The 16646-nt window shown below is 69.7% G+C and carries 15 protein-coding genes; 8 read left to right on the plus strand and 7 right to left on the minus strand.

The annotated features are described in order from the left end of the window. Positions 1 to 282 precede the first annotated feature (282 nt). Complete coding sequence (locus QRN19_RS09580) at positions 283 to 528, plus strand: hypothetical protein (protein WP_285026584.1); 246 nt, start codon at positions 283 to 285, stop codon at positions 526 to 528. A 50-nt stretch (positions 529 to 578) separates the two neighbouring features. Here the strand turns inward: QRN19_RS09580 and QRN19_RS09585 are convergent, their stop codons facing one another. The 4 genes from QRN19_RS09585 to QRN19_RS09600 all read right to left on the minus strand — a co-directional run bounded on the left by QRN19_RS09585 (position 579) and on the right by QRN19_RS09600 (position 4573). After that, positions 579 to 1850, minus strand: a complete 1272-nt coding sequence (locus QRN19_RS09585; RefSeq protein ID WP_285026585.1) for a GNAT family N-acetyltransferase — start codon at positions 1848 to 1850, stop codon at positions 579 to 581. Between the two features lie 216 nt (positions 1851 to 2066). Continuing rightward, the gene (locus QRN19_RS09590) at positions 2067 to 2417 is read right to left on the minus strand and encodes a cupin domain-containing protein (RefSeq protein ID WP_285026586.1); all 351 of its coding nucleotides are present in this window, start codon (positions 2415 to 2417) and stop codon (positions 2067 to 2069) included. Between the two features lie 54 nt (positions 2418 to 2471). Beyond that, on the minus strand, positions 2472 to 2924 hold the full coding sequence (locus tag QRN19_RS09595) for an Lrp/AsnC family transcriptional regulator (protein ID WP_056013555.1): 453 nt from the start codon (positions 2922 to 2924) through the stop codon (positions 2472 to 2474). Between the two features lie 191 nt (positions 2925 to 3115). Next, on the minus strand, positions 3116 to 4573 hold the full coding sequence (locus tag QRN19_RS09600; protein WP_285026588.1) for an aldehyde dehydrogenase family protein: 1458 nt from the start codon (positions 4571 to 4573) through the stop codon (positions 3116 to 3118). 243 nt (positions 4574 to 4816) lie between these two features. Here QRN19_RS09600 and QRN19_RS09605 point away from each other — a divergent pair, with 243 nt between their 5' ends. From QRN19_RS09605 to QRN19_RS09620, 4 genes are all read left to right on the plus strand, one after another. Next, positions 4817 to 6292 carry an APC family permease gene (locus tag QRN19_RS09605; RefSeq protein WP_285026589.1) on the plus strand — a complete coding sequence of 492 codons (1476 nt, stop codon included), beginning with the start codon at positions 4817 to 4819 and terminating at the stop codon, positions 6290 to 6292. A 48-nt stretch (positions 6293 to 6340) separates the two neighbouring features. Beyond that, positions 6341 to 7774: an NAD(P)/FAD-dependent oxidoreductase gene (locus QRN19_RS09610; protein ID WP_285026591.1), complete on the plus strand. Its 1434-nt coding sequence runs from the start codon at positions 6341 to 6343 to the stop codon at positions 7772 to 7774. A gap of 162 nt (positions 7775 to 7936) precedes the next feature. Further along, complete coding sequence (locus QRN19_RS09615) at positions 7937 to 9316, plus strand: NAD-dependent succinate-semialdehyde dehydrogenase (RefSeq protein WP_285026592.1); 1380 nt, start codon at positions 7937 to 7939, stop codon at positions 9314 to 9316. Positions 9317 to 9589: 273 nt separating this feature from the next. After that, positions 9590 to 10009, plus strand: a complete 420-nt coding sequence (locus tag QRN19_RS09620) for a helix-turn-helix domain-containing protein (RefSeq protein WP_285026593.1) — start codon at positions 9590 to 9592, stop codon at positions 10007 to 10009. A 169-nt stretch (positions 10010 to 10178) separates the two neighbouring features. Here the strand turns inward: QRN19_RS09620 and QRN19_RS09625 are convergent, their stop codons facing one another. Beyond that, positions 10179 to 11741, minus strand: a complete 1563-nt coding sequence (locus tag QRN19_RS09625) for a PucR family transcriptional regulator (protein ID WP_285026594.1) — start codon at positions 11739 to 11741, stop codon at positions 10179 to 10181. A gap of 62 nt (positions 11742 to 11803) precedes the next feature. Between QRN19_RS09625 and QRN19_RS09630 the strand changes: the two genes are divergently transcribed. From QRN19_RS09630 to QRN19_RS09640, 3 genes are all read left to right on the plus strand, one after another. Further along, entirely contained in the window at positions 11804 to 13126 is a 1323-nt protein-coding gene (locus QRN19_RS09630; RefSeq protein WP_502928120.1) for an aspartate aminotransferase family protein, read from the plus strand. Between the two features lie 109 nt (positions 13127 to 13235). After that, positions 13236 to 14771, plus strand: a complete 1536-nt coding sequence (locus QRN19_RS09635; RefSeq protein WP_285026596.1) for a CoA-acylating methylmalonate-semialdehyde dehydrogenase — start codon at positions 13236 to 13238, stop codon at positions 14769 to 14771. A 185-nt stretch (positions 14772 to 14956) separates the two neighbouring features. Then, positions 14957 to 15247, plus strand: coding sequence for a DUF1905 domain-containing protein (locus QRN19_RS09640; protein WP_285026597.1), 291 nt, complete (start codon positions 14957 to 14959; stop codon positions 15245 to 15247). A gap of 71 nt (positions 15248 to 15318) precedes the next feature. Here the strand turns inward: QRN19_RS09640 and QRN19_RS09645 are convergent, their stop codons facing one another. After that, entirely contained in the window at positions 15319 to 15732 is a 414-nt protein-coding gene (locus QRN19_RS09645; protein ID WP_285026599.1) for a hypothetical protein, read from the minus strand. Position 15733: 1 nt separating this feature from the next. After that, a complete protein-coding gene (locus tag QRN19_RS09650; RefSeq protein ID WP_285026600.1) occupies positions 15734 to 16579 on the minus strand; it encodes an Asp23/Gls24 family envelope stress response protein in 846 nt (281 codons plus the stop codon). Positions 16580 to 16646: the final 67 nt, after the last annotated feature.

Genomic DNA, 16646 nt, shown 5'->3' on the forward strand with positions numbered 1-16646 from the left:
CATGCCGCGACGATGGCCGTCGCGATGCTGCAGCGACGGTATCGATCGGGAACCGGTCGACGGCTCGACACTTGGTGGGCATGACGCGGCGAGCGCGGATCGGGTGCCTGTGGAGCGGCGTCAAGCTTGTACACCGTGGGTGATGCCGCATCGACGACTTGCAGGCACGTCTACCACGGTGTATAACAAATCTGCACTTCAAGATACAGATTTGAACCCAACCGATCAGCGTCCCCGAAGCGCGTCTCCCGACCGAACCCGACCAGGAACCACCCGACTCCGATGACGACCCTGCAGCACCCCGCGACCACCGGCTCCATCCCCACCCCTCGGCAGCAGCTCGCGGCCCTTCCACGCACCCTTCGGCGGCGTATCCCGACCGAGCAGCGCCAGCGATTCCGTACGCTCGCTGCCACCATCGGCGGCTACATCCTCGCGACCGGCCTCGTGGGTGCGTTCATCACCGGCTGGTTGATCCTCCTCGGCCTCCCGGCCGCGGCGATCCTCCTGAGCGCGACCGCGCCCTGAGCGCGGCCGGCCCCGGTGGATGACAGCGCATCACCGGTGCCGAGCGGTGCCTAGAAGTGCGTCCGCAGGAAAGGCGCCTGCTCCGTCGCGAACGCGCGGTCGAGCGCTTGCACTGCGGCCGGCGAGCCGGTGATGAGTCCTGCTTCGGCGAGCGCCGACACGCGCGGGCCGCCGAGAAGGACGGCCGACAGCTCATTGATGGTGAGGCGCACGGCGTCCGTGTCGTCGTCGGCCGACTCGGGGACGTCGCCGAGGCGTTCCGCAGCCGCGGCACCGTGCTCGTCGATGCGGAGCGCGAACCGACCGCCTGCCAGTCCGAGGGCGTCATCGACGTCGAGCAGGTGCTCGCGACGCTCGGACGCCGCCGGGATCGCGAACCGGCGCGCACCGAGCACGGTCGGCACGTCGACGATGCGCAGCCAGAGGGAGTCGGCTCGCGCGGTGGTCTTGACGGCGCGACGGTCGACGAGTCGCCACTGGATGGCTTCGACGGCCGGCGACTGGTGGAAGGTCACCTTCGTGGTGAGGCTGATCCCGGTGAGGTGCCGCCAGAGCGCGTAGCGGGCCTCGGCAGTGGTGGCGACGAGGTCGTCGACGACGATCGTGCCCCACTCCTCGCCGACCCGGTAGAGCGCGTAGCCCTGCGGTTCACCGTCGGCGTCGTCGTAGCGGAGGGCGAGCGTGTCCCCCTCGCCGTGGCTGAAGTGGCGGATGGTCACCTCACGGAGGGCCTGCTTCCACCAGGCGACCCCGCGGTCGATGTCGCCCGCACCGCGGGAGCGCTCGAACAGCTCGGGTGCGACGATCGCGAGTGAGCGCGGGTCGAGCGTGTGGACGCGTCCGGCGGGCGCCGTACCCCGCCAAGCGACGCGCTTGGGGTCGACCTCGTGCGTGAACTCCCAGGTCGCCGGGGCGAAGCCGTAGCGACCGTAGATGGTCGCCTCGCTCGCCGTGAGCGCGACGACCGCGGCGCCGGTGGCCTTCGCGTGGTGGAGTCGGTTCTCCATCAGCGATCGGGCGATCCCTCGACGTTCGTGGGAAGTAGAGACGGTCACCTCGGTGATGGCCAGGGCGCGGACGGAGCCACCCGGGATCGACAGGGCGGTCGGGAAGGAACCGAGCGTGCCGACGGGGACGAGTGGTTCGGCCGCGGTGTCGTCGTAGACCCCGAGGATGGAGCTGCCGACGAGGAGCTGACGCCGCTCGGCACGCACCGCCACGTCGGTCTCGGGCTTCGAGAGGAAGCCGCGGGACGCCGCACCCCACCAGAGGTCCAGGGCGGCGTGGTCCGTGTGGTCGAGCTCGACGGTGCGCAGGTTCATGCGACAAGCCTATTGGGGGCGCGGTGACGGACCCCGGTCACTGAGCCCACCACCGGTCACCGAGCCCTCCACCGGTCACTGAGCCTGTCGAAGTGCACACGCAGAACACCACCCGAGGAGCAGAGGCAGCCCGAGAACCCTTCGACAAGCTCAGGGACCGGAGGAGGCTGAGCGCACGGACCGGAGGAGGCTGAGTGCAGGGACCGAAGGACCGAGTCAGGCGACGTAGACCTTGCGGAGGGTCTCGCGGACCGTCCAGGTGGTGCGGGTGCCGGCTGCAAGCCGGCCGATGGAGCCCGCACGGAGCTCGAGCGACGGGGTGCCGTCAGCGAAGTCGACGGTCGCCTCACCGGAGAGGACCACGAACACCTCGTCGATCTCGGTGTCCTGCACGACGCCGACACCCAGCTCCCAGACGCCGACCTCGGTATCACCGACGGCCGTGAGCGACACGATCCCGCTCCGCGGCGACCCCGAGACGACGTCCTCGGGCGCGAGCGGGTTGTCGGCGAGCGCCACGTCAGCGCCCTGGAGCACCGCATTCGGAGCGAGCAGGTGGTCGGTCATGAGGTACCTCTCTGAGCAGGACGGAGACGAGCGGGGTCGGCGCAGCCCGACGACCTACCCGACGCCCCAGCCGTAGGCGAGCTTGTGGGCTTCGAGCACGAAGAACGTCTCGGTCGACCGCACCCCGGGCGTCGGCTGCAGGGTGTCGAGGAGGAACGTCTTGTAGTGGTCCATGTCGCGGCACACGGCCTCGACCATCACGTCAAAGCCGCCGCTCGTGAGGACCACGTAGCTCGTCTCCGCGTGCTTCGACAGCTCCTGGCACACCCCACGCGCCATCCCCGGCTCGCAGCGGATACCGATGAGCGCCAGGTGGTCGAAGCCGATCGACAGCGGGTTCGCGATGCCGACGATCTGCAGGATCCCGGTGTCCTCGAGTCGCTGGATCCGGTAGCGGACGGACGACGCCGGCAACCCGGTTTCGGTGGCGATCTCGGAGAACGCCTTCCGTCCGTCCTGCTGCAGGATCGCGATCAGCCGACGGTCGATGTCGTCAAGGTCGTTCATGTGGCTCCTCCGGCAGCGGGCGGATGGTCATCTGGCAAGCGTAGCGAGGGAAGCCGTGCGGCCCGGGTGCGGTGTCCGCCCCACCCGAGCCACGAGCCCCGGCCGGCCGACCGACCCGAACGCGGGCGGTCGACCGGGGTGACGCCGATCGAGCGGACCGAGGGAGGTCGCCGATCGGCGGATCGGTCCGACTAGCGGACGTGGATCGCGCCGGTGCGGAGATCGGTCATGTCATGCAGCGTGTACATGCCGCCGATCCGACCCCAGCCGGTGCCCTTACCGCCAGCGCCACCGAACGGCATGTTGATGTCCCACCAGCCGTTGGAGTCGTTGACGATGACCTGACCGGTCTCGAGCTCCTCCATGAAGCGGTAGGCCTTCGACAGGCTCTCGGTGAACACCGCGGACTGCAGGCCGAGCGCGTCGGCGTTGGCGATGCGGAGGATGTCGTCGTCGTCCTGCGCCGTGAGGATGGGGAGGACCGGACCGAACGACTCCTCGCGCGACAGCAGGCTGTCCTCGGACACGCCGTCGACGATCGTGAAGTCGTAGTAGAGGTCCGTCGGGTGGCCGGTGGCACGGCCGCCGCCGAGCAGGATGTCGAAGCCGAGCGCGCGAGCTTCGTCGAGGTGGCGGTCCATCTTCGCGGCGACGCCCTCGTTGTTGAGCGGGCCGAGGTTGATGCCCTCGTCGAAGGGGTTGCCGAGTCGCACCGTGGCCTTCGCATAAGAGAGGGCCGCCTCGACGAAGACGTCGTGGACGTTCTGGTGCACGATGAGCCGCTCGGTCGCGCAGCAGACCTGCCCACCGCTGTAGAACGCGGAGTCGACGGCGGCCTTCGCGGCGCGTTCGATGTTCGCGTCCTCGAGGACGACGATCGGGCCGTTGCCGGAGCACTCCATGAGCGAGCGCTTGAGACCGGCGGTGCGGACGATCTTCGCCCCGGTGGCGGACGAGCCGATGAACCCGATCGCGTCGATGCCGTCGTGCGAGACGAGCTCGGAACCGAACGCGCCGTCGCCGGGGAGGACGCTGACGAGCCCGGCCGGGACGCCCGCCTCGACGAGGCAGTCCATCGCCGCGAGGACCGCGAGGGGCGTGTTGCTCGGCGGCTTGACGATGCAGGCGTTGCCGGTCGCGAGGCCGGGGGCGACGAACTCGCTGAACATGAGGAGCGGGAAGTTCCAGGGCGTGATGATGCCCCAGACGCCGACCGGCGCGCGCCAGGTGAACATGCGCTTGTCGATGTCGCTCGACGGCAGCGTCTCGCCGTAGAGACGGAGGGCATCCTCGGCGTGGAGGTGGAAGAGCTGCGCGGCCTCGGCGATGTCGGCGATCGACTCGGCGAGCGGCTTGCCCTGCTCCAGCGTCTGCAGGCGGGCGAGCTCCTCCACGCGGGCGTTGATCGCGTCGCCGACCCGGTGGCAGATCTCCGCGCGCTTGAACACGCCGAGCTTCCGCCACTCCCGCTGTGCCTCGTGCGCACGTCGCACCGCCTCGTCGAGTTCGGCGGTGCCGGCCACGGGGATCGACGCGATGACGTCACCGGTGACGGGGCTGATCACCTCCGAGCGCTCCGAGCTGGTTCCGTCGGTGAACTCGCCGGCGATGAAGAGCTGGGTGCGAGTGGGTGTCGGCAACGTGGTCATTCCGGACCTCCTGGTGTCGTGGCTGGGCCGACGACGCCGAACAGCGTCGTGCGGATGTCGTCGGGAGAATGTGGGATCAGCCTAGGACCTTGCGATTCCTCGAACAAGCAGTATTGTTTCGTCAAAGTTACGATTACAACAACGAGACCGACACGATCTTGTCGTCACAACAATTCTTCGGCACATTGAGTGCACCAGCAGCGAGACAGCGACGTCCCGTCCCCCACGAATCGAGAAGAGCCCATGTCGACCGAACACGTCACCAGCACCGACGAGACCACGCACCTGCCGAAACGGATGCGCTGGTTCGACGGCTTCGCCATGGCGATGACCATGCCAGCCGCGCTCATCGCCACCCTCGGCGCCTCCATCACCGGCCTCGGCGGCTGGGGGGCCGCCGTCCTGTGGGCGATCTCCATGATCCTCGCCATGGGCGTCAACTGGATCTACACCGAACTCGCCACCATGTTCCCGAACTCCTCCGGCGGCATCGCGCACTACGCGGCCGAAGCGTGGAAGTCGCGCGCGCCCTGGGTCGCTCCGATCACGGGCGTCGGCTACTGGCTCCCCTGGGGCACCAACCTCGCCACCTACGGCGCGGTGACCGGTGCGCTCATCCAGGCGCAGTGGTTCCCGAACGAGGACTGGGTGATCCAGCTCGGCCCGATCTCCATCACCTTCCCGATCCTCATCGGGCTCGGCGTCATCGGCGTGATGTACCTCATCAACGTCATCGGCGTCCGCGTCACGATGGCGTTCGTCTACATCACGGCGGGCATCCTGCTCATCCCGCTGTTCGTGTTCATCGTCTTCCCGCTCTTCAGCGCCGACTGGGCACCGCTCGACCTCACCTGGAAGCTCGAGGGGATCGAGGGCCTGCACACCGCGATCGTCTGGCTGTACATCATGGCGTGGACCACCTTCGGCATCGAGGTCTGCGCGACCTTCGCCCCGGAGTACCGCGACTCGGTCAAGGACACGACCAAGGCGATCAAGGCCTCCGTCCTCTTCTGCCTCGGCGTCTTCTTCGTCATCCCGCTGACCCTCGGCGGCTACGCGGGTGAAGCGGCGATCGCCGACAACCCGGCGACCTTCTTCGTCGCCAGCTTCGCCTCGCTCGTCGGTGGCGCCGCGGACGTCATGGTGCTCTGCCTCATCGCCTCGCTGCTGCTCATCATGACCACCTCGGTGGCCGACGCCTCACGCGTGCTGTTCAACATGGGCAAGGAGCGCGTCACCGTCCCGTCGCTCGGCGTGCTGAACCGTCGCGGTGTGCCGTTCCGCTCGCTCAACGTGATGCTCGTCATGAACGTCGTCATCCTCGTCGTGCTGCAGAACCCGCTCGCGATCATCGTGACCGGCAACCTCGGGTACATCCTCACGCACTTCTTCGCCGTCTCCGGCTTCTTCCTCCTGCGCAAGGACCGCCCCGACGCCGTCCGCCCGATCCGCCTGCCGCGCTTCTTCGTGCCGCTTTCGGTCGTGCTGTCGGTGCTCCTCGCGATCATCCTCATCGTCGGCGCCACCGGGTTCTCCACCACGGGCTACGGCGGGTTCCTCGAGCTCGGCATCGCGCTCGGACTGCTCGCGCTGGGCGTCGTGATCTGGCTGTTCGTGCAGCGGAGCACCAAGCGCGACGCGGGGCTCGGGACCGGCGGGGCATCCTCCGGAGCCCCACGTGCCGAGGCCGAACACACCGACGCCGCCCGCACCGACTGACCGCGCACCACGGACCGCACCGAACCACGCACCACAGGGGAACCCACCATGAGAACCACCTACGAACTGGCCGAAGAGCTCGCCGACACCGCACGCCTGCGGGAGCAGCTGGCGTCGGCCGAACCGGAGCCGTACTGGCTCGACGACCCGGCACGGCCCGCTCCGCTCCCCCGCCTCGAGGCGGACGTCGAGACGGACCTGGCGATCGTCGGTGGTGGGTACTCGGGCCTGTGGACCGCCCTGCTGGCGAAGGAGCGCGACCCGGACCGCCGGGTCGTGCTCCTCGAAGGCCGGCGCATCGCGTGGGCGGCGTCCGGTCGCAACGGTGGGTTCTGCGAGCCGAGCCTCACCCATGGTTCGTCGAACGGCAAGAGTCGCCTGCCGCACGAGTTCGACCGCCTGGAGGAGCTGGGGCGCGAGAACCTGCGCGAGATCGGCGAGACCATCGCCCGCTACGGCATGGACTGCGACTGGGAGGAGACCGGGCTGCTGCAGGCGGCGACGGCTCCACACCACGTCGACTGGTTGCGGGAGAGCGCCGAGGAGCACGGCGCGCGGTTCCTCGACCGCGAGGCGATGCAGGCGGAGGTCCACTCGCCGATCTTCCAGGCCGGCCTGTTCGAGCCGACCGGAGCGGCGCTCGTCAACCCCGCCAAGCTGGCGTGGGAGCTGCGCCGCGTCTGCCTCGACCTGGGTGTGGAGATCCACGAGTACACGCACGTCCGCTCGATCCGGTCTGACGCGACGTCGGTCACCCTGACGACGACGCACGGCTCGGTGGTCGCGAAGCACGTCGCCCTCGGCACCAACGTCTTCAAAGCCCTCATCCCGAGTGCCCGGAAGTACACGGTGCCGGTCTACGACTACGCACTCATGACGAACCCGCTCTCCGCCGAACAGCTCGAGAGCCTGGGGTGGAAGGGCCGGCAGGGCATCTCCGACCTCGACAACCGCTTCCACTACTCGCGGCTCACGACCGACGCGAACGGGTCGACCCGGATCCTCTACGGCGGCTACGACGCGGTCTACAACTACGGCGGGCGAGTCGAGCCGCGGTTCGACCAGCGCGAGGAGTCCTTCCTCAAGCTCGCCGCCCACTTCGCCCACACCTACCCGCAGCTCGCCGACCTCGGCTTCTCCCACAAGTGGGGCGGCGCGATCGACACCTGCGGGCGGTTCTTCTCCTTCTTCGAGACCGCGCACGGCGGCAAGGTCGCGCACGCGGCCGGGTTCACCGGGCTCGGCGTCGGCGCGACGCGGTACGGGGCGAACGTCATGCTCGACCTCCTCGCCGGAACACCGACCGAGCGCACGACGATGGACTTCGTCCAGAAGAAGCCGACGCCGTTCCCGCCCGACCCGCTCGCGTTCATCGGCGCGCGCATCTCGCTGTCGGAGATGGCCCGGGCCGACCGCAACGAGGGCAAGCGCGGGCTCTGGCTCCGCACGATGGACGCCGTCGGGCTGGGCTTCGACTCCTGAGCCGGGTTTCGACACAGGAGCCGCCGTCCAACCCATGACAGGCGGAGCCTGGTTCGATACGGTGCAGGTGGTGGTCCCGCTCACGTCGAACCCGCACAGCTCGCATCGGCCGCAACGGACACCGCACCGCACCAGCAGCACCTCAGACAAAGGAGCACACCAGTGAGCGACTACGCCGTCGTCAACCCCGCGACCGGAGAGACTCTCCGCGACTACCCGACGATCACGGACGAGGAGTTGCAGCAGGCGATCACCGCCGCCTACGACGCCCACGAGGAATGGTCGCGTCGCGCTCCCGTCGCCGACCGCGCCGCGCTCATCGCCCGCGTCGCCGCCTTCCACACGGAGCGCCGCGAGCAGCTCGCCGAGATCGCCGTCCGCGAGATGGGCAAGACGTACGAGCAGGCGCTCGGCGAGGTCGACTTCGCCGCCGCGATCTACCAGTACTACGCCGACAACGGTGAGGCATTCTCCGCCGACGAGCCGATCGAGCTGTCCGACGGCACCGGCTCGGCGTTCATCCGTCGTGCATCGCTCGGCGTGCTGCTCGGCATCATGCCGTGGAACTTCCCGTACTACCAGGTGGCGCGGTTCGTCGGTCCGAACGTCGTCAACGGCAACACGATCCTCCTCAAGCACGCACCGCAGTGCCCGGAGTCTGCGCTGGCGATCGCGCAGATCTTCGACGACGCCGAAGCCGAGCTGGGCGCCCACGACTCCGTGTACGTGAACATCTTCGCGACGAACGACCAGATCGCGACGGTCATCGCCGACCCGCGCGTGCAGGGCGTCTCGGTCACCGGCTCGGAGCGCGCCGGGTCCGCCGTCGCCGAGCTGGCCGGCAAGCACCTCAAGAAGGTCGTGCTCGAGCTCGGCGGGTCCGACCCGTTCATCCTGCTGTCGACCGACGACCTCGACGCCGCCGTCCAGGACGCCGTCAACGCCCGCATCGACAACAACGGTCAGTCCTGCAACGCCGCCAAGCGGTTCATCATCATCGACGAGCTGTTCGACGACTTCGCCGCCAAGTTCACCGAGGTCTTCACCGCGAACGCGCCGGCCGACCCGATGGCGGAGAGCACGCAGCTCGGCCCGCTGTCGTCGGCCGCCGCGACCGAGCGACTCGGCGAGCAGCTGGGCCGCGCAAAGGCGCAGGGCGCGACGATCCTGGCATCGGGCGAACCGGATGGGAACTTCTTCCCGCCGGCTGTGCTCACCGACGTGACGCCTGAGATGGACGCGTTCCACGAGGAGTTCTTCGGGCCCGTCGCGTCGCTCTACCGGGTCGCGTCCGAGGAGGAGGCCGTGCGTCTCGCGAACGACACCCCGTTCGGCCTCGGCTCGTACGTGTACACGACCGACCAGGAGCAGGCGCTGCGGGTCGCGGACGGGATCGACGCCGGCATGGTGTGGATCAACCTCGTCCTCGGCGACGCGGCGGAGCTGCCCTTCGGCGGCGTGAAGCGCTCCGGCACCGGCCGCGAGATGGGCAAGCCCGCGATGGACGAGTTCGTCAACAAGAAGCTCATCCGCATCGCGTAGGCGCGTCGGCCCCGGTCAGTGGGCTCGCACCACCGGTCACTGACGCCCCCACCCCGACACTGACGCCCCACCCGGCCACTGAGCTTGTCGAAGTGCTTCATACGCACCTCGACAAGCTCGGTGGCCGCGCTGTACTCGGTGGCCGAACGTCCCCCACAGAGCGTGCATCACTCCCGTTGTCCACAGAGCGTGCGCACCCGATCAGGTGCGATGACGTCGCGAGCTAGCCTTGCCCTGTTCTCCCGCACCGACAGACGACCAGGAGGGTGGCGGATGACCGCAGCAACCGTGACCAAGACGCTCGACGTCGTGACCTACCTCGACGGCAAGTGGTGGACGTTCGAGATCCCCGCGCTCACCGCCGGCTCCCCCCGCGGCGCAGGACACCGGATCGTCGCCATGGGCTCGGCGAAACGATTCAAGGACGTCGAGGCAGCAGCCCGCGACGTCGCGGCGCTGTGGCTCGATCTCGATGACTACGACGGGAACGTCGTTGTGACGGTCCGGGAAGAGGCGGTCGGTCTTTGGAGCGAATCCAACACCCTTGAAGAGCAGGCACGCCAGCAGGTGCGCGAGGCAGCGCGGAAGCGCCGCGAGGCCGTCCTGAGCCTCATCGCCAAGGGAGCCAGCCAGAGCGACGCCGCGGCCGTCTTCGGCGTCTCGGTGCAACGTGTGAGCCAGCTCGTGCACTGACGCTCCTCGACCGGCAGTCCCCACCGAGGCCCTCCCCCGCTCTCTGAGCCCCATCCGGTCACTGAGCTTGTCGAAGTGCAGTCCCGCCCCGATGACCACCGCCCTTCGACAAGCTCAGGGACCGAAGGGGTGACTCTGGGAACACGAGGGTGCACGACGCGCGAATCGTTCAGCCGTCGGCGAGCTGGAGGGCGCTCCACAGCTCGGCTCGGTCGCCGAAGCGCGAGAGGTCGAGGTCGAGCAGCGACTCGAGTGTGGTGATGCGCGCGCGGAGGGTCTGCCGGTGGATCCCGAGGCGGCCGGCAGCCTGATCGGTCACGCAGTTCGCCTCCAACCACACCCGGGCCGTCGCCACGTGGACCGCCCGCGCCTCGGTTCCGAGCCCACCAAGCGGCTCCAGCAGCCGGTTCGCCAGCACCTCCCCGCCCGACGCACTCAGCAACCCGAGCAACCCCTGCTCGGCGAGCGCCTCGTACCGCACGAGTCGCGGCGTCTCCCCGGCCGACGCGCGCGCCCGCTCGGCCTCGGACAGCCCGTCCCGCAAGCCCTCCCAGCTCGTCCTCGCCGACACCCCACCCGACAGCCCGTGGCGGCCGACGACGGCGTCCCAGAGTCCGGTGTCCGCGTCGCTCGACACGATGACGATCCGCTCGTCTTGCTCGGCGAAGAACAGCTTGCCGCCGTGCGCCGCGGCCTGCACGTCGAGTTCCGAGAGGAAGCCCAGCTCACCCTCGGGGATGTCGACCACGGCGACGCGGATCGGGTCGGGCGGCAGCGGCCCCCAGAGCCGCTGGGCGGTGCGCTCGGCGACGGCACGGTCCCCGGAGAGCAGCAGCTCGAGGAGCCCGGAGCGCAGCTGCCGGCGTGCGAGGTCGAGGGCGCTGTGCTGCTCGAGGGCGATGCTCGCGAGGCCGATGACGCTGGAGACGAGGTCGTGCTCGGCGTGGTCGAGCGGCACGCTGGAGCCGACCGCGAGGATGCCCCGCAGCTCGCCCCGTCGACCGAGCGTCAGCAGCGTCGCGCCCTCGGCTCCGTCCGCGAGGTGCAGGCCGGCCCGCGACCCACGGCGCAGCACCTCGGCGACGGCTGCCTCCACGCCCTCCGGCACCGGCTCGCGCGTCCTCGTGGTGACCCGGTTGCCGAGCGCGTCGTAGAGCGCGACCCAGCACCCGAGCTGCTGCCCCAGCTCCGCGAGGATGGCCGTCAGGCCGTCGGGTCGGAGCGCCGCCCTCGCGACCGCGCGCTGGGCGGCGAGCGACCACTCGAGCGACGCCACGCGCGCGGCTGCGACCGCGTCGGCGACGAACCGGATGATGCCGATGAACGGGGTCCGCTCCCCCACCTCGAGCAGGGTGAACCCGTGACGCTCGCACGCCTCGACGAGCCGCTGCGGGATGTCGGCGTGGATGATCCCGGTGGCGAACCCGAGCGCGAGCACGCCCCGGGCGGAGAGGCGGCGGACGTACTCGTCGGCGCGGCGGTCGGCGAGCTCGTCGCTCATCTCGCCGGTGAACTGCATGCCGTCGGTGAGGAGCAGCTGGCCGGGCTCCAGCCAGGGTGTCGGGTCGCCGAGGTCCGAGCTGTGCACCCAGGCGATGTCGCGGTCGAGGACGTCGGCGTCACCCGCGACGACGAGGCCGAGCTTGAAGACCGGCTCGGCCATGAGCGTGCGCAGGGACACGTTCGAGGACGCACGGCCGACCTCGCCAGCGATCACTGAAGTGGTGGACATTCACCGAAGCTATCACCGATCCCGCCATGTACATCTGCACCATCGATTGCCAGGCTGCAGGGGTGATCAATGACTTCCTCTCCGGCCTCGACAACGCCGGCGTCCGTGACGCCGACACCCAGCGCGTCCTGCACTCCTGGTCCGCCCAGAGCACGCTCAAGCCGCTCCCCATCGCGGGTGGGCTCGGCAGCACCGTGTGGGACCACGACGGACGCCACTACCTCGACTTCTCCAGCCAGCTCGTCAACGTGAACCTCGGGTACCAGCACCCGAAGGTGGTCGCGGCGATCCAGGAGCAGGCGGCGCAGCTCACCACGATCGCGCCCGCTGCGGCGAACGCGACCCGTGCCGAGGCGGCGCGGCTCATCCTCGACCGCGCCCCCGAAGGCTTCGAGAAGGTCTTCTTCACCAACGGCGGCGCCGACGCGAACGAGAACGCGATCCGCATGGCGCGCATCGCCACCGGCCGCGACAAGGTCATCTCGACCTACCGCTCGTATCACGGCAACACGGGCGCGGCCATCGTCGCGACGGGCGACTGGCGCCGCATCCCCAACGAGTACGCGCGCGGTCACGTTCACGTGTTCGGCCCGTACCTCTACCGCTCCGAGTTCTGGGCGACGACGCCGGAGGAGGAGTCGGAGCGCGCCCTCCGCCACCTCGAGCGCACCGTCCAGGCCGAGGGTCCCACCTCGATCGCCGCGATCCTCCTCGAGACCGTCCCCGGCACCGCCGGCATCCTGACCCCGCCGCCCGGCTACCTCGCGGGGGTCCGCGCGATCGCCGACCGCTACGGCATCATGCTCATCCTCGACGAGGTCATGGCCGGCTTCGCCCGCACCGGTGAGTGGTTCGCGTTCGACGCGTTCGACGTGCGCCCCGACCTCATCACCTTCGCGAAGGGCGTCAACTCCGGCTACGTGCCACTCGGTGGTGTCATCGTCTCCGAGCACATCGCTCGCGTCTTCGACGAGCAGGTGTTCCCAGGCGGGCTCACCTACTCCGGCCACCCGCTCGCCGCCGCGAGTGTCGTCGCGACGCTCACCGCGATGGCCGAGGAGGGCGTCGTCGAACACGCCAAGGCGATCGGTGCCGACCACATCGGACCCGCGCTCCGCTCCCTCGCCGAGCGCCACGAGCTCATCGGCGAGGTCCGCGGCAGCGGCGTGTTCTGGGCGGTCGAGCTCGTCGAGGACCGCGACACCCGCGCACCGCTCGATGCGGCGGCGATGGGGCGGTTCAAGTCGTCCCTGCTCGAGGCCGGTCTCCTGCCATTCATCAGCGAGAACCGCCTCCACGTCGTCCCGCCTGCCGTGATCACCGCCGACGAGGTCGCCTCGGGTGTCGCGATCATCGACGCCGCCCTCGGGGAGCTGCGCGCATGAGCGGCGACCCGGATCCGTTCTGGGACTCGGTGTCGGGACTCCCGGCACCCGTCCCGGCACGCCCAGCACCCAGCACCCCCGCACCCCACGACGCCCAGGAGCCCTCCGCATGACCACCACCGCCACGACCACCAGCCCCACCACCGACGCCGGTTCGCTGCCGGTCGTCCCGCACTGGATCGACGGAGCCGAGGCCCCGTCCACCTCGGGTCGCACCGCCCCGGTCTACGACCCGGCACTCGGTGTCGCGACCAAGCACGTCGCGCTGGCGAACCAGTCGGAGATCGACCGCGCCGTCGCATCCGCCGCTGCCGCCTTCCCTGCCTGGCGCGACCTGCCGCTCGCGAAGCGTCAGCAGATCGTGTTCAAGTTCCGTGAGCTGCTCGAGGCGAAGAAGGGTGAGCTGGCGGAGATCATCACCGCGGAGCACGGCAAGGTCGTCTCCGACGCACTCGGTGAGATCACGCGCGGGCAGGAGGTCGTGGAGTTCGCGACCGGCCTCGCCCACCACCTCAAGGGCGAGTTCTCCGAGCAGGTCTCGACCGGTGTCGACGTCTACTCGACGAAGCAGCCGCTCGGCGTCGTGGGCATCATCTCGCCGTTCAACTTCCCCGCGATGGTGCCGATGTGGTTCTTCCCCATCGCGATCGCCGCCGGCAACACGGTCGTGCTGAAGCCGAGCGAGAAGGACCCGTCCGCGGCGATCTGGCTCGCGAAGCTCTGGAAGGAAGCCGGCCTCCCCGACGGGGTGTTCACGGTGTTGAACGGTGACAAGGAGGCCGTCGACGGGCTCCTCACCCACCCCGAGGTCCGCGCGATCTCCTTCGTCGGTTCCACCCCGATCGCGAAGTACGTGTACGAGACCGGCACCGCCCACGGCAAGCGTGTCCAGGCGCTCGGCGGGGCGAAGAACCACATGCTCGTGCTGCCCGACGCCGACCTCGACCTCGTCGCCGACTCCGCCATCAACGCCGGCTTCGGTTCCGCGGGTGAGCGGTGCATGGCGATCAGCGTGGTCGTCGCCGTCGAGCCCGTCGCGGACGAGCTCATCGCCAAGATCGCCGAACGCGCGGCGACCTTGCGGATCGGTGACGGGCGTCGGAACTGCGACATGGGACCGCTCGTGACGAAGGTGCACCGCGACAAGGTCGCGTCCTACCTCGACATCGCCGAAGCCGACGGCGCGACGATCGTCGTCGACGGCCGCAACACACCCATCGACGGCGACCCGAACGGGTTCTGGCTCGGCCCGACCCTCATCGACAACGTCCCGACGACGTCGAAGGTGTACACGGAGGAGATCTTCGGACCCGTCCTCGCCGTCGTCCGCGTGCAGTCCTACGAAGCGGGCGTCGCGCTGATCAACGGCGGCGCGTTCGGGAACGGGACCGCGATCTTCACCAACGACGGCGGCGCTGCCCGACGCTTCCAGAACGAGATCCAGGTCGGCATGATCGGGATCAACGTGCCCATCCCCGTCCCGGTCGCGACGTTCTCCTTCGGTGGGTGGAAGGACTCCCTGTTCGGCGACACCAAGGCCCACGGTGCCGAGGGCGTCCGCTTCTTCACCCAGCAGAAGGCCATCACCTCCCGCTGGCTCGACCCCTCCCACGGCGGCATCAACCTCGGCTTCCCCCAGAACTGAGGTTCCCGGCCCCTCGGCAGTGCTCCCCGCGAGCCTGCCGAGGGGCCGCTTGCTGCCGGGGGCGCTTCGACAAGCGGTTCCTGAGCCTGTCGAAGGGCGGGACCAGGTACGGTCCTGCGCTTGCCATGGGTCGGACGCAGCCGCGACAATGGCCTCGCGACCACGACCGACGAGGGGCGCCACCGATGGCCATCGAACCGACCGAGCTCGACCACCGCTTCACCGCGCCGATCGGCGTCGACGTGAAGGGCGATGTCTGGTCCTGCGTCGGGATGCCCGGCTCGGCCGAGTTCTTCGGCACCGGCAAGTCCGTCCGGGTCGACGCGACCGTCGACGGTGTCGAGCTGCCGAACGTCGGCCTCATGCCGACCGGCTCCGGAGATCACATGCTCTCCATCAGCGCGAAGCTCCGCAAGCGTCTCGGCAAGGACATCGGCGATACCGTCGACGTCCACCTCAGCCGCCGCCTGAGCTGAGCACAGGAGATCCGCGCGACAGCAGGAGATCCTGAGGGAGAACCTCCTGCTGCCGCGCGGATCTCCTGTGCTCAGCCGCCCGTGACCCGACGGATGAGGTCCTGGATGAACGGGACGACGTCCGATGCCTGGTCGACGCCCGCGAAGGCGACCGCCAGCAGGGGCCACAGCGACACGAGGAGTGCCGAGATCACCGCGGCGACGGCGAGCACCCAGGAGAGTGCGCCATTGCGGCTGCGGACGCACCCGAGCAGGAACAGCAGCGCGAGGACGTACCCGATGAGCAGCGCGACCACGATGCCGCCCACCGGGACGTTGAGCGCACCGACCGTCGCGCCGTCAGCGGCGCCGATGAGCCCGAGGATCGGGATCAGCACGCCGACGACGATGAGGACGAGTACGACGACACCCGTGATCGCGGCGGCCCACACAGCACGCGGACGTGGGCGGACGCCGTACGACGTGGTGCGGCTGAAGAGCGGCATGTCACTGTTCCTTCGGTGAAGCCGTACCCTCGCCGGCCGGGCCGACCCCGCGCAGGGAGGTGTCGGCCGGATCGGTTTCGAGGTCGCCGACGTCGGCCACGACGAGGTCGCCGTCCGCAGCCTCGGGGGTGGTCGCATCGGCGAGGTTCGGGTCGGCGCCGTGCGTCACCTCCTGGGGCTCGGCCTCGACGGGGTCGAACGGCCCGTGGACGTCGGTGACCGTGATGTCGATGTCGACCGGCCCCGGGTGGCGGGCTTCCAGCGCCGCCGCGACGTCGGCCCGGACCGTGTCCGCGACCTCGTCGATGCTGGCCGGGTACTCGGCCACCAGTGAGACCTCGACGTTCAGCACGTCCTCGTCGGCCAGGACGTTGACGCCGGGGACGGCGGTGCGGCCGAGCAGGCGGGTGCGGGCGCTGTCGATGGCGCGGGCCGTCGGGGAACCGAGGGCGTGCACGCCGGGGACCGTCTCGGCCGTCGTGGCGATGACCTGAGCGAGTTCGTCGGCTTCCAGCTCACGTCGCCGGCCGGAGTCGAGCTCGACCACCGGTGCGTCCGCCGGTTCCGGCGAAGCCACCGGCTCCGACACCGTCACCGTCGGCGTCTCGGCGGAGACCGAGTCGGCCACGGCCGATTCAGCGGCCTCCGGACCAGCGACCTCGGCCACCGCGGCCGCACCCGTTCCAGGAGCAGCCGCGGTCTCGCGCACGTGCTCGCCGTCGTGCGACTCGATGCGGCGGACCTCGTCATCGGGATGCGCGGGGACGAGCACCGTCGGGTGCTCCGCCCGGACCTCGGCCGGGGTGGGGATGTGCTGCTGGTCCGGGTGCTTCGTGTCGTCGCTCATGCGATCCTCCTCGCACCGCGTCGGCGGTGCATCGGTCCTACTGCTGTCGGTTCGGGTGCCGCAGCGG

The organism is Plantibacter sp. ME-Dv--P-122b (assembly GCF_030209375.1).
In the GTDB taxonomy this organism is placed as follows: Bacteria; Actinomycetota; Actinomycetes; order Actinomycetales; family Microbacteriaceae; genus Plantibacter.

Bases quoted from the DNA above. Each gene is read 5' to 3' on its own strand.
- QRN19_RS09580 (WP_285026584.1), top strand. From the start codon at position 283: ATGACGACCCTGCAGCACCCCGCGACCACCGGCTCCATCCCCACCCCT.
- QRN19_RS09585 (WP_285026585.1), bottom strand. From the start codon at position 1,850: ATGAACCTGCGCACCGTCGAGCTCGACCACACGGACCACGCCGCCCTG.
- QRN19_RS09590 (WP_285026586.1), bottom strand. From the start codon at position 2,417: ATGACCGACCACCTGCTCGCTCCGAATGCGGTGCTCCAGGGCGCTGAC.
- QRN19_RS09595 (WP_056013555.1), bottom strand. From the start codon at position 2,924: ATGAACGACCTTGACGACATCGACCGTCGGCTGATCGCGATCCTGCAG.
- QRN19_RS09600 (WP_285026588.1), bottom strand. From the start codon at position 4,573: ATGACCACGTTGCCGACACCCACTCGCACCCAGCTCTTCATCGCCGGC.
- QRN19_RS09605 (WP_285026589.1), top strand. From the start codon at position 4,817: ATGTCGACCGAACACGTCACCAGCACCGACGAGACCACGCACCTGCCG.
- QRN19_RS09610 (WP_285026591.1), top strand. From the start codon at position 6,341: ATGAGAACCACCTACGAACTGGCCGAAGAGCTCGCCGACACCGCACGC.
- QRN19_RS09620 (WP_285026593.1), top strand. From the start codon at position 9,590: ATGACCGCAGCAACCGTGACCAAGACGCTCGACGTCGTGACCTACCTC.
- QRN19_RS09625 (WP_285026594.1), bottom strand. From the start codon at position 11,741: ATGTCCACCACTTCAGTGATCGCTGGCGAGGTCGGCCGTGCGTCCTCG.
- QRN19_RS09635 (WP_285026596.1), top strand. From the start codon at position 13,236: ATGACCACCACCGCCACGACCACCAGCCCCACCACCGACGCCGGTTCG.
- QRN19_RS09640 (WP_285026597.1), top strand. From the start codon at position 14,957: ATGGCCATCGAACCGACCGAGCTCGACCACCGCTTCACCGCGCCGATC.
- QRN19_RS09645 (WP_285026599.1), bottom strand. From the start codon at position 15,732: ATGCCGCTCTTCAGCCGCACCACGTCGTACGGCGTCCGCCCACGTCCG.
- QRN19_RS09650 (WP_285026600.1), bottom strand. From the start codon at position 16,579: ATGAGCGACGACACGAAGCACCCGGACCAGCAGCACATCCCCACCCCG.